The sequence below is a fragment of the Devosia sp. LjRoot3 genome (assembly GCF_964252865.1).
Taxonomy (GTDB): Bacteria; Pseudomonadota; Alphaproteobacteria; order Rhizobiales; family Devosiaceae; genus Devosia.
Genome location: NZ_CAXUPK020000008.1, coordinates 89,067 through 101,252 on the forward strand (window position 1 = coordinate 89,067; position 12,186 = coordinate 101,252).

At 60.8% G+C, this 12,186-nt stretch carries 10 protein-coding genes and 3 pseudogenes; 11 read left to right on the forward strand and 2 right to left on the reverse strand.

What is annotated here, in order from left to right:
* Positions 1–236 precede the first annotated feature (236 nt).
* The 6 genes and pseudogenes from ACSQ2A_RS22030 (at position 237) to ACSQ2A_RS22055 (ending at position 4,280) form a co-directional block, all read left to right on the forward strand.
* Positions 237–887 (forward strand): hypothetical protein, encoded by a 651-nt coding sequence (locus ACSQ2A_RS22030; RefSeq protein ID WP_436073991.1) that lies wholly within the window; start codon positions 237–239, stop codon positions 885–887.
* A gap of 73 nt (positions 888–960) precedes the next feature.
* Positions 961–1,689: a hypothetical protein gene (locus tag ACSQ2A_RS22035; RefSeq protein WP_436073992.1), complete on the forward strand. Its 729-nt coding sequence runs from the start codon at positions 961–963 to the stop codon at positions 1,687–1,689.
* A 125-nt stretch (positions 1,690–1,814) separates the two neighbouring features.
* Positions 1,815–2,477 (forward strand): annotated as a pseudogene (locus tag ACSQ2A_RS22040) (type IV secretory system conjugative DNA transfer family protein); the annotation flags it as partial.
* 67 nt (positions 2,478–2,544) lie between these two features.
* Positions 2,545–2,811, forward strand: a pseudogene (locus tag ACSQ2A_RS22045) (TraM recognition domain-containing protein); the annotation flags it as partial.
* 39 nt (positions 2,812–2,850) lie between these two features.
* Positions 2,851–3,186, forward strand: a complete 336-nt coding sequence (locus ACSQ2A_RS22050; protein WP_436074038.1) for a hypothetical protein — start codon at positions 2,851–2,853, stop codon at positions 3,184–3,186.
* The gene (locus tag ACSQ2A_RS22055) at positions 3,186–4,280 is read left to right on the forward strand and encodes a patatin-like phospholipase family protein (protein ID WP_436073993.1); all 1,095 of its coding nucleotides are present in this window, start codon (positions 3,186–3,188) and stop codon (positions 4,278–4,280) included. Before ACSQ2A_RS22050 ends, ACSQ2A_RS22055 begins: the two co-directional genes overlap by 1 nt.
* A 252-nt stretch (positions 4,281–4,532) precedes the next feature.
* Here ACSQ2A_RS22055 and ACSQ2A_RS22060 read toward each other — a convergent pair whose 3' ends face one another.
* On the reverse strand, positions 4,533–4,961 hold the full coding sequence (locus ACSQ2A_RS22060; RefSeq protein ID WP_436074036.1) for a type II toxin-antitoxin system VapC family toxin: 429 nt from the start codon (positions 4,959–4,961) through the stop codon (positions 4,533–4,535).
* Positions 4,962–5,252: 291 nt separating this feature from the next.
* On the opposite strand from ACSQ2A_RS22060, the pseudogene ACSQ2A_RS22065 reads away from it, so the two are divergent.
* The 5 genes and pseudogenes from ACSQ2A_RS22065 to ACSQ2A_RS22085 form a co-directional block, all read left to right on the forward strand.
* Positions 5,253–5,642: pseudogene (locus ACSQ2A_RS22065) on the forward strand (SLC13 family permease); the annotation flags it as partial.
* Positions 5,632–5,886 carry a TOBE domain-containing protein gene (locus ACSQ2A_RS22070; protein WP_436073994.1) on the forward strand — a complete coding sequence of 85 codons (255 nt, stop codon included), beginning with the start codon at positions 5,632–5,634 and terminating at the stop codon, positions 5,884–5,886. The pseudogene ACSQ2A_RS22065 and the gene ACSQ2A_RS22070, both read left to right, overlap by 11 nt.
* Before the next feature lie 557 nt (positions 5,887–6,443).
* Complete coding sequence (locus tag ACSQ2A_RS22075) at positions 6,444–7,799, forward strand: DUF4357 domain-containing protein (RefSeq protein WP_436073995.1); 1,356 nt, start codon at positions 6,444–6,446, stop codon at positions 7,797–7,799.
* Between the two features lie 75 nt (positions 7,800–7,874).
* Entirely contained in the window at positions 7,875–9,950 is a 2,076-nt protein-coding gene (locus ACSQ2A_RS22080) for an AAA family ATPase (protein WP_436073996.1), read from the forward strand.
* The gene (locus ACSQ2A_RS22085) at positions 9,934–10,821 is read left to right on the forward strand and encodes a tyrosine-type recombinase/integrase (protein ID WP_436073997.1); all 888 of its coding nucleotides are present in this window, start codon (positions 9,934–9,936) and stop codon (positions 10,819–10,821) included. Before ACSQ2A_RS22080 ends, ACSQ2A_RS22085 begins: the two co-directional genes overlap by 17 nt.
* 130 nt (positions 10,822–10,951) lie before the next feature.
* On the opposite strand, the gene ACSQ2A_RS22090 is transcribed toward ACSQ2A_RS22085, so the two are convergent.
* Positions 10,952–12,184 (reverse strand): glycosyltransferase family 4 protein, encoded by a 1,233-nt coding sequence (locus tag ACSQ2A_RS22090; protein WP_436073998.1) that lies wholly within the window; start codon positions 12,182–12,184, stop codon positions 10,952–10,954.
* Between the last annotated feature and the right edge of the window lie 2 nt (positions 12,185–12,186).

Consider the following 12,186-nt stretch of genomic DNA (forward strand, 5'->3'; position numbering starts at 1 on the left):
CAGTGCTTGCGCGCGCGGCGGTGCTAAGAATTATGCGGCGCTACCTGCGCGAATATCTATCAACGCTACTTGTCGATCCGCGCGCCGAACAGGCGTCGCTTCTGATGTTGGCGTTAGGTCCTTGATGGTTCATTTGACCATGCCAGCCGTGCCGGCCTCGAGCTCACTGCGCTGTCCGAGATTTCGTTGGGCCAGGTATTGCCAAGACCTATACTGATATTCTCCGGGGCAGATGGATGGATGTCAAAGTGGCGAGGAAACTGGAGCTGGTCGTGGCGGTCGCGGGGCATCGCTGGGACCGAATAGACCGCCGCCATGAGCCACGGTTAGCAGAAGCAGTTGCCGCCTGCCTTGCCGGCATAGACCGGGCTGCCATGGGTGTCTCGGTTTCGATGCTGACTGGCCTTGCCGAGGGCGCGGATCAAGTCGCGGCATCGGTCATGCCGCCGCAATGGGGGCTCATTGCGGTCTTACCAATGCTTCGGGAAGATTATGAGCGCCATCTTCTCGAGCACAGTACCGGTGATCCGGCAGAGGCGATCGGCCGGCTACGGAGGCTTTTGCGCAGGAGGGGGGTCAGGGTCATCGATGCCAATCTTGGTTCGCCCGAGGCGGGTTATCTGTCTATTCAGAGCCAGATCCTTAAGGCGGCAGACCTGATGCTCGTAATCTGGGATGGCGAGGCGAGCGCCGGGCAAGGCGGTACCACGGATACAGTGGTAAGGGCCCTGGCCAGGGAAATTCCCGTACTCTGGATCCATACGGATCAGGACCGCGTTCCGGCACTCCAGCGGGTCACGGCCGCCAGTGATCAAGGGGCGGAAATTTCAGAAATACTGAAGCCGAGCGAAATGGAAAAACTGGTCGCGGGACTAGTTGTAGAGTAATCTCTGGCATTCCTTTTCAACTTGCACCCGAAACCTGTCTCAGGCCGTGCTTCGGGAAGCAATGGGGGCCGGGGTGCGTAGTCAGCAAGACTTGGTGCGCGGCAAGGTTGTTGGGTCCGTCAAGTGGGTCGGTGCGCCCCTAATTGTGGGCGACTGGTTCGATCTTTTGCCTGATGAGGCCAAGAATATCATCGCCGTATTGTCAGACTATCTGCAGAGCGCGGAGCTTCCGGCCTTTCTCGATACGGCGCAGGTGCAGCGGATGCGGTCGATGTCGCTGGCCGTCTATCCGGGTTGGTTGCTGATCGAATGCCAGGCGCGGATCAGTGGCGATGCCGTCGTCCTCTTCAGCTTCCTGTTCGGGCCCAATGGTGCCGTACTGCTCGATGGCCGGTCCGACGCCGTCCACGCCCTCAACGAGCTCATCGGGGTCAGCATCGCGGAAACTGGGGAAGCCGCCGAATATCTGGCTTTCTACTGCAGTGCTGTGCGCACCGGCCTCGGCCGGTTCGAGATAATAGCCACCCTTGCCGATCTGGCCTTTGCCGCCGGCACTACCCAGGGCCAGAAGGCGGAGGTACGGCGCCAACTGACGGCCTTAAAGCAGAAGCAGGCAGACGACCGCGGCTTCGTCTTCGATGCGACCGTGCGATATGGGCCGTCGCTCTACAAGACGCAGTTCCTCGTGCCGCCCAATGGGCGTGTGCAGATGCTTGAAGACAATGAGCTCGACTTCGAGGCCCGGCTCGAAACCGAGCAGTTTGAAGGTCCCTTCCGTATTCCTGCCGCGAGGTCGCGATGAACGAGAACCAGCCCGATCTTCGCGCTCGCCTGCCCATCAGTATTCGCAATCCGGGCCTACTGGTGGGGTGGTCGCTGGAGCGCGAGCATGCAAAGCAGCCAATCGGTTTTTCCTTCGGCAATCCCATGCAGACGCCGGCGCAGGGTTTTCTCGATCCGATCCTGTTCGAGGATGAGGGGCACCTGATCACGATTGCGCCAACGGGTGCCGGCAAGGGCGTCGGCTGCATCATTCCGGCGCTGTTGCGGCATGACGGACCGATGATCGTCATCGATCCGAAGGGCGAGAACTATGCGATCACTGCCCGCTTTCGGCGTCAGATCGGGCAGCAGGTCTATGTGCTCGACCCCATGGGCACGACCAATGCGCCGCCGAAAGAGAGAGCGAACCTCAATCCGCTCGATGCGATCGATATCGAGGACGGCATGGCCGTGGACGAGATCAGTGCCACAATGTCGACACTGGCGGCGCGGCTCCGGTCCGACCGCGACCAGTTCTGGGTCGGCCGCGCAACGCATCTGCTGATCGGTATTGTCGCCCACGTACTGGCGGACCTGCCACCCGCCGAACGGCACCTGGGCAAGGTCCGCGACTTGCTGCTGATGTGTTCCAGCGCGCCGGAAGTGATGATCGAAAGGCTCAATCGCTCGCGCCATCCTGTTGCGAACCAGACGCTGACGCTTCTGGGCGTCAAGGCGCCTGAAACGTTGGGCGGCATCCAGTCCTTTGCCCAGGATATGATGGGCTTCATTCGCGGCCCGATGGTTGAGGAGGCCATCGCCTCGACGAGTTTCGATCTTGCGGAGGTTACGGCGGGGGGTGCCGATGACCATCTATATTGTCCTGCCCCCACATATGTTGGTCTCGCATGGGCAATTGCTACGACTCTGGATCAGCGCATTGCTGTCGGCCATTGTTCGGCGGCGCACCAGACCGCCGACGGCGACGCTCTTTATCCTCGACGAGGCCGCCCAGTTGGGGCACCTGACGCAGTTGCAGCAGGCCGTCACGCTATTGCGCGGCTATGGCCTCAAGACCTGGAGCTTTTGGCAGGATGCCAGCCAGATAAAGCACAATTACCCCGAAGACTGGGAGGCAATGATCAACAATTGCCGCGTGGTGCAGTGCTTTGGGGCTAATAACATGAACGCGGCGCGCGCAATGTCCGACCTTGTGGGTTCCGGCAGCGCCGAGGGCATTCTCGACCTGAAGGACGACGAGATGCTGCTTCAGATCGCGGGAGACGAAGGCGTCTATGCCCGCTTGCCGAACTATCGCACCGATCCCGCCTTTGCCGAACTGTTCGACGAGAACCCCTTTTATCAGCGCGGCCAGCCGCTGACGCGTCCGCCATCACTTGTGCGCTGGTATATGCGGCCGCGCCGGCCCTGGCTCGATCCCTGGCTCGCGCCGACGGCAATGCCCAGCCCGACGATCGACCCGCGAGCTATCGAGATTCTCGATCAGATCCGTAAGCGGCGAGCTGGGGTACAGTGATGAGCACGGAGGCGCCGAGACCCAAACGCATTCTCGCCATTGACGGGGGCGGTGTGCGCGGGGTCGTCGCCATCGCTTTCCTTGAGGCGCTGGAGCTCCGGCTTGCCGAGAAAGCGGGCCATCCTGTCGCTTTGCGTGATCATTTCGACCTGATCGGCGGCACCTCGACCGGGGCCATTCTCGCCACCGCGCTCGCACTGGGCCTTAAGCTCGACGATGTCCGCAACCATTACTTCGATCTCGCGCCAACCGTGTTCCGCAGGCGCGTTGCCCGCATAAAATTCCTGCAGGCGCAGTTCCTGGGCCAGGATCTTGAGCGGCACGTCGCCACCTTTACGGGCGACCGGCGGCTCGATACGGCTGACATCAAACCGGGTGGGCTTGCCATCATTACCAAGCGTTTCGACACCAACAGCGTGTGGTTCCTTACCAACAATCCCGAAGCGCCCTATTGGGACGACGGCGATCACATTGGCAATCGTCGCTATCGACTGTCGAGCCTGGTGCGGGCCTCTGCCGCCGCCCCGCTGTTCTTTGCGCCACAGCGGATCCAGGTGGTAGAAGGCGAGCCGGCTGGTTTATTCATCGACGGTTCTGTGTCGCCACACAATAATCCTGCCCTGGCTCTTCTGCAGATCGCCACCATTCCTGCCTATGGCTATGGTTGGAAGACTGGCGAGCATGAGCTCGAAATAACCTCCATCGGTACGGGTAGTCATCGGACAGTACCGACGCCGAACTTCTGGCTCCGGCTTGCAGCCGGCTTTGCCATCAAGAGCCTTGAATCCATCATTCATGACTGCGACGAACAGGTACTGACCATGATGCAAGCGCTCGGGCGCAACGTGACGCCCTGGATCATCAACAGCGAAATCGGAGACCTGTCTGGTGTCTGCATTGCAACGGAACCTTTGTTCACCTTCCACCGATACAACTTCCTGCTGGACCACACATGGCTAAGGGATCACCTCGGCGAAGCGCCGGATCAGCAGGTCCTGTCGAGCTATGCCCGTATTGACAATACTGCAGCTATGCAGCCGCTTTACGATCTGGCCCAGAAGGTGGCAGAGCGAGCAATGTCCGCGCGGGCCTAGGGGGGCCACATGCGATCTAACGCAAGGAATGCGATCAGGTCAGCCACTTCTCTCGCTTCGGTCGGCCGTCCTAGCGGAACACCGCCAAGGGAGTTCATAGTCACCTATACCGCCTCGTCGTAACCAATGCCTGCTTGTTCGGCGATGCGAATTGCCAGACCATCGGCTCCAGGATCTGCAATCAACCCGGCTGGCATTTTGCCATTTGAACGCGACACCCTTTCGCCAAAGCTGGGCGTCTCGCCCCGCCTATCAGGCGGGATGATCCCAAGGATTAAAGATGTTCACCCCGGTTCGCTCGAAATCGGCCACGTTGCGCGTAACCATCGCCATTCCATGGACCAATGCAGTCGCGGCAATCAGGCCATCCCGGTCGACGCATGGGTTAGGCAGATGGAGACGGGCACAACGGAGGGGTAGGGCCATATCGACCGGCAAAGTCCGATTGGCAAATTCAGGAACGACATGACGATCCATCCATTTGCGCAACCTGACGCCCTGGTCCGGGTCGCGGCGCTCCACCAGGAGGATACCAAGTTCAAGTTCCATGAGTGTCACCGCTGACAAGTAGAGCGTTGTGGCGTCAACGCTGTCGAGCCACGAGACGACGTTAGTGTCCGCCTTGCCATCGCCGGCCTTGCGGAGCTCAGAAATCACATTGGTATTGAGCAAGAACATCAGGAGAAATCTGCCGCATCATGCGGCGGATGGTCAGCAGCGGCTCGACGATGGCGGCAAGCCTGAACAAACCTTCGACCAGTCCTCAGCGACCAGCTCAAGCCGCTATTGCGCTGCGGCGTCAATATTGGTGCGGGAATAGAACGGGCGGCTACGTATTCGGAACAGTGGACTTTCACCGCTTTCAAAAATTTCCCGACCGCCGTCGACCGATTAGCAGTGTCAATCGTTGGTGTTCCTGCACTGAGCCCATTCGATGACCACCCCACAAATCCTCGCTTTCGGTCTTACCTCATGATGGCCGCCTTTGCCTGGGGGAGGTGGCGCTACGATCTGGTCGCTGTTGCCGCTCTGCTTGCGGCGGTGGCCGTCGGCGTGGTGGCGCCTGGGGATGCATTCTCGGGCCTTTCCGACGATATCGTCGCTATCGTCGGTAGCGCACTTGTCGTCAGTGCTGCGGTGGCCCGGTCGGGAGTGATGGAAGTCGCGGTCAGGCGCTTCGCGCCCAATCTCAGTACGCCGCGGATGCAACTGGTCGTTCTCGTTCTCACGGTGATGCTCCTCTCCGCCTTCATCAAGAATATCGGCGCTCTGGCCATCATGATGCCGATCGCTTTCCAGATGGCCCGGAAGTCCGGCATGTCTCCCTCACTGTTCCTGATGCCGATGTCGTTTGGCTCGCTCCGTTGAGGTTATCACCGTTGAGCCGAAGGGAGCGGAAACCCACATTGTTGCCCGCCTGTCTGGTGTCGAAATCGTTGTCACGCTGCACGAGCGTGTGGCCTGCGAGCCCGGAGACCGGATCAGGCTCAGCGTCGAACCCGGCTATATCCATCTGTTCGACGCATCCACCTTTGCCAGAATACCTCACCCAAACATTGATCAAACAGAGCCCTACGGGCGAGCGCTAGCCGTTCGGCCTGTCTGAATCATCCAGAGATCGCAGCAATCGGGCAGGGGGCGTTGCATAAGTACGGTCGCCCAAAACATTGAACCCGTCGATATCGATGTTTGGGGTTGAAGGCACGCAACCCGGTTCGGCCTTGATCTGATATTTTCTCAGGGGGGGCGTTGTGGCTGGCCTGCAATCGGTGCCGGCATTATCGCACATCCCCCGGCAAAGTAGCCGTTGTGCGATCGATATCCGGCATTATCGTGCATCCCCAGCCAAACCGGGCCTCACAGAACCCGAATTCGGCTCAAAAAAGGACGCGAACTCCGTCCCCGGAGACAGGGCCCCAACCTCAGAAAATTCCGTTCAATTCAATGCAAATTATCGAGGACCCAGGATACCGTTAATGAAGAATGAGCAAGGCAGCCTCGGGCCCCTTGCCTTTTGAAAACGGATCCTGATTTTGAAAGCGTCGGCGCGAAACTCGCCCGATCTCGGGAAAGGTCGCTTGCTCGCAACGGGCGGCCGACGAGGGGTCTCGCAAACCACCCCGTCAGCCTGAGCCACATCACTTCTGCAGACACAGAGGCAACATGACCTACACGTCTTCTAACGGCGCCAGCGCGTCGAACAAGTCCCTTTTCATCCAGTCCCAGATCAGCGCCCTTGCGCTCGAAGCCGGGCTCGTCCGGCATCCGCTGGTTTCGGCCACCGATCAGGTGGTGATCCTGCGCGAGATCGACCTTGTCGGCAATGCAACGGTCGGCGAAGTCATGGAGGCACTCGATGGGCACACCGATCCCGTCGGGGCAATCATGAGCCTGATCAAAGCCGGGGTCATCGAGGCCGCGCTCAAATCGGGCATTCTCGACCACAATGCCATTCTGACGCGCGCCGGCAGTCCCTTTGAAGATGACCCTGATCCCGCAGCGCCAGGCGCTGCCATGGCGGCTCCAGCGCCCAGGTCTTCCCTTGATGCGAGTGGCAGCCCTGTTGTCTGGCCCAAGACCCATGATGGCGGGGCGTCGGAAACTATCGAACACCAGGCTGTGGTGTCGGTCTCGTCGGGCGATGGCGACGACCCGCTGCCAGAGGGCCTTGCCCTTCTGCCCCTCAGTCCTCTGCGCCCCCGCGTGCATGTGGGCCGCGGGGAGGCCCGCCGGTCCTTTGCCAGTTTGAGGGACCTGCAAAGGGCGGGGGTCTACGTTCTCCTCTCCGATACCAGCGCCTATGTCGGCGTGGGTTCGGTCGTGGGGCGGCGCGTTGCGAGCGGGGCCCAGCCCATCGAAGACGTCGACACCATCATCACCATTACCGACGAAAATGACGGGCTCGACGATGCCGATGCGGCAGCGCTCGAACGGCTGCTTCACATGCGCGTCTCGGCGGCAAAAGAAGTCCGGCTCGTCAATGGCACGCCGGGTGGCGCGGTGGTCACGCCTCAGCGCTATGACGAGCTCAATGTCATGGCCGGTCTTGCCTGCGACGCTCTGGCCCGGGACGGGCATCTCTTTGTCAATATGAGCCGGCGTCTGGCGCTGGCCGGCCCCCGGGCCGAGCGCGGCCAACTGGCTCCCCTCCGCCCCTTCGACAATCCGCCCGAGGGCGAAGTGTTCGAACTCTCCTTCGGGCGCAACCTCATCGCTCTTGCAGCCAAACGGGACGAGGATGACTGGTTGCTGCTGGCCGGCTCCGACATCCGGCTCGACACGGTGGCGAGTGCCAATGCGTCGGCCAGCTATCTGCGGGCGGCCTGGCTGTCCTCGGGCCTTCTCGAACTCAGCGACACCGGCGAGCACTATGTGCTGACGCGCGACATCGCGTTCCGTTCGGGCAGTGGGGCCATGCACTTCGTCCTCGGCTCCAAAGGCCAGGGCCGCGGCGGCTGGCAGCCGATCGATAGCGAGTTCGATCCCGATGCCGGGGACCAAGGGTCCCTCGCGGCCTGAGGCCCATCCACCTTCCTTCCTTCTCAAAAATAAGCGGATCGAGCCCCTCGCCGATCCGCGAAGCGGAGCCATGCCATGTTTGGTCTTGATGACACCAACGACACCAGCGACACCAATGACAGGGAGGACGATATCCCGGAAAATTTTCGACCCCGTTCGGACAGGGATGCCGGCATCGTCCTCGCCAAGACTGTCCTTGAGGCGGCGTTCACCAAGAAGATGCAGGCTCTCGTCAAGCGGCATCCTTCTGTGATCGTGCTTGCCGTGCCCAATGCCGAGTGGATCCCGATGATGAGCCGGGCCATCAAGACCATGGCCGATGCCCCCGCTGTGCGCGGCGTCGCCGAGCGGTACAGGTCCAGCAAGGGGGCGCAGCGGGTCGGCAAGGACGAGCTGCAATGGCTGCAAACGGGCCGGAGCGTGCTCTATATCAGCCAGAACCCGAGCGATCTCCTTGATGAAGACGTGCTGGCCGGTGTCGATGTCACCGTCGTCATTCCCGCGCTCAACGCTTCTTTGCTGCGTCGCGCCATTCGCACCATGACCGGCGCCATTGTCCGCGGGGTCACCCCTTCAATGGCCGATCTCGATGTCGGTCTTATCTCGACACTGCTGCGGCCGGGCATGAGCGCAAAGCAATGCGTGCGCAATCTCCGGCGCGCAGTGCAAATCGGCAATGATGCGCCCGAGCCTCAGACCTATGCCGCGCCGATGCTCGGCGACCTGCCGCTGACGGCCAATGTACGCACCTGGGCCGATCAGGTTCTGGCCGATCTCAGCGCCGTCAGATCAGGCGATCTCGGCGCGGATCGTCTGGTCCCGGCCGTGCTCGAAGGTCCGCCTGGCACCGGCAAGACGCTGATCGCGGAAAGTCTTGCGCAATCGAGCGGCTGGGCCTTTGTCCCAACCAGCGTCGGCTCCTGGTTTGCGACGGGCGATGGGGCATTGGGTGGGGTATCGCGCAATGCGCGGAAATTCTTCGAAACGCTTGTGTCTCGCGCTCCCTCTATCGGTTTTCTCGATGAACTGGACGCTATCCCCAATCGCGCCAGTATCGACAATCGCGGTCGCGACTGGTGGACGCCCGTTATCACGCTGATCCTGACCGAGATCGACACGATGCGAAAGTCGGGCAAGCCGATCCTGCTCCTCGGCGCCACCAACTATTATGACCGGCTCGACGATGCTCTCGTGCGACCCGGCCGCCTGCAGGAGCGTATTTCCGTGCTGCCGCCGGAGAGCGAGGAAGAAGTCATTGCCGTACTCAGGCACTATCTTGGCGATGATTTCGCCCGGATTGACCTGAGCCGGATTGCGCGGCTCGGGCAGGGGGCGACGCCCGCGCAGATCGAAGGCTGGGTCAAGGCTGCGCGTGGACTGGCCCGCGCCGAAAAGCGTTCGCTCCTCATTGGCGACATTCTTGCTCAGGTCGTGCCCCTCGATACGCGAACTGCGGGCGACATTCGGACCGTTGCCATTCACGAGATCGGCCACGCCATCACTGCCCACAGATTGGGTCTCGTTGTGGAATCGGTATCGATCATTCCCGCGGGTGCTTCCTCGGGCCATACCGTGGCTCGAAAGACGACCCTGATGCCGACCTCAGACCAGGTGATGGACTATGTCACCCTGGCGCTGGGCGGACGCGCTGCCGATATGGTGGTGGGGCAGGGCGCTAATTCGGGGGCGGAAAGCGACCTAGCCGAAGCCACCCAGCTTCTCCTCAGCGCTTACGAAACCCAGGGGCTTTACGAGGGGCTCGCCTCGCGTCATGTGCTCGGCACCATCGCCGCGCCTCCTGACCTGCGCCGCGATATCGGCACGAAGCTGCGGGAGGGACTCGACCGAGCCGTCGCTATCGTGCGGCAGGATCGCGATCTGATCCTCATCCTTGCCGAGCAACTGATCAGGGAAAAGGTGTTGTCGGCCCAACAATGGCTGGACGCTTTGGCTGAGGCCGACCTCGGCAGCGCGGGCACCAACCCCGCAGCCATGGGAACAGTTCAGGTGGAGCCACCACAGCTGCCAAGGGCGAGCAGGGCACGCGGGGGCGCTGACAGGTTCCACCTCGAAGCGTCAGGACATGTCCTGTTGCGAAGGCGAGTGGATCAGAAACTCGAGGCAGGGGGTGTCGATGGTTCCCTGGCGTAAAACCCTGCGACGGCTCAACGGCGCCTATTCCGATCATACGCTGCGGTCCTACCGCAGCGATTTTCGTGCATTTCTCAAATGGTGCCGCAAAAGGCGCCTCAAGGCGCTACCTGCGACATCCACCACCATCGTTGCCTATATCGACGCCGAAGGCACCCGCCTCAAACCCAGCACGGTCAAACGCCGGCTCTGCGCCTTGCGGCGCATCCACAATCTCTGCGACCTCGGCGATCCCACGCAAAGCGAAGACGTTCAGCTCGCAATTCGACGCGTGCGTAGGGCGCAGCCATCCCGCCCCAAACAGGCTCATGGCGTCACAGCAGGTCTGCGCGATCAATTGCTTGCGGTCTGCGGCGACGACCTCACCGGCCTCAGAGACAAGGTTCTTGTCAGCGTCGGCTTCGACACGCTTTGCCGGCGCGGCGAACTCGTCGCCCTTTCGATCGAGGATTTCAGCCCAACAGCCGACGGTCGCTACACCGTGCTGGTCCGCCGAGCCAAGAATGACCCTGAGGGCGCCGGACGCACGGCTAAATTGTCCAAAGCATCCAGCGACGTGTTCCGCCAATGGCTAAAGAAAGCGGGAATTTCTCGGGGGCCTCTGCTCCGTCCGGTCTATGGCAATCGCGTTCGAGCGCTCTATCTCGAACCGCTGACAGTAGGCCGGGTTCTCAAAAAGCTCTGCGACCGCGCCGGTCTCGAAGCCCTCACGACCGAAAGGGTGTCTGGCCATTCCCTGAGGGTCGGAGCGGCTCAACAACTGACGATCAACGGCTTCGGTTTACCCCAGATCATGCGCGCTGGAGGGTGGAAATCGGTGAATGTTGTGGCTCGCTATATCGAGAATGTAGATCTCGACGTTTGGAAGTAGGTCACTCACAAGACTACGTCTCAGTGTTGATGAATGTCGTCCTTGATGTCTGATATCAGCCACTGATCGGCAAGTGAAAATGGAACAGTGCCATAGTCCTTGAGTGCTTACTCGGTTAACTGCTGAGGTCTCAATGATCAGGCGACGAAATTCGAAATGCGAGGTCTGTCAGCAGTTTTTCAAGCTGCTCAATTAGCGTGTTCCGGTCAAAATCTCTCCGAAGGCAGGCAAGGCCACGTCGCCCCATGGCCTGCTTTTCATCGTCGTTCATCGCCATCATGCTACGTATGGCTCCGACCAATCCCGCGCTGTCACCCGCGGGCACCGACAGCCCGGCACCGGCATCAGCAACAACCCGAGCGCCCTCGCCATTGAGCATTGCGAGTATCGGAATGCCGGCGGCGAGATAGGTTTGTACCTTTCCCGGAATGGTCAGGGCGAAGATGGGTTCGTCACGTAGTGTGACCAATAAGGCATCTGCATGCCGGAAGAATGAGGGCATGCGATCGAGGCCGAAACGACCGGGCATGATCACTTGATCGCTAAGTCTTCGATGTTTAACCTCTTCGGTGAGCCAGGCTGATTTTCGGCCGTCGCCGACGATGATCCATCGGACCGGTTCGCTGCGGAGCTCATGGGCTGCGTCAAGCACCGAACCGAAATCCTGTGCCTCGCCGACGTTGCCGGTAAACACGATATTGAAAAGATCTGGGCGCTCGGGGACCTCGGGTGCGAGGGGGGCAGAACCGACAGGAGCCTCCTCGGCCCAACTCGGAAAATAGACGATTCGGGACGCGTCATCGATCTGCCGGCCGATGACCTCCATGAAGCTCTTCGACTGCGCCAGGATCGCGTCGCATTGCCAATAAACGAAGCGCACTAGACGATCGACAAGAGAAAGCACGAATTTTGAGCGAACCGCGCCAACCGCCTCTAATGATTGGGGCCAGAGATCGAGAACCCAGAATGCAATCGGTGCCCGTTTCGTCCACTTTAGGACGATGGCAGGAATGCCGACGGTGATCGGTGACGGTTCGAACACAAAGATCGCGTCAAAAGGCCGACCTCGCAATCTCCATGGGCCGCAAATGCTGGCTGAAAGAACGAAGGAGAAGTAGTTGAGCACGAGGCGCAATCCGCCCTGTCCACGTGGCAGAAGACCAACGCGAACGATGTCAGCGCCTTCGTAGCGACTGTAGGCGTTGGGGTCAGCCTTGAACTCGGGGAAAATCACCCCGCCGGGATAGTTCGGCTCGCCGGTCAGGACAGTGACCTCGTGGCCACGGTGAACCAGCTCCGCGACGAGGTCGTTAACGCGGAAATTTTCGGGCCAGAAATACTGACTGAGGACGAGGATGCGCATAT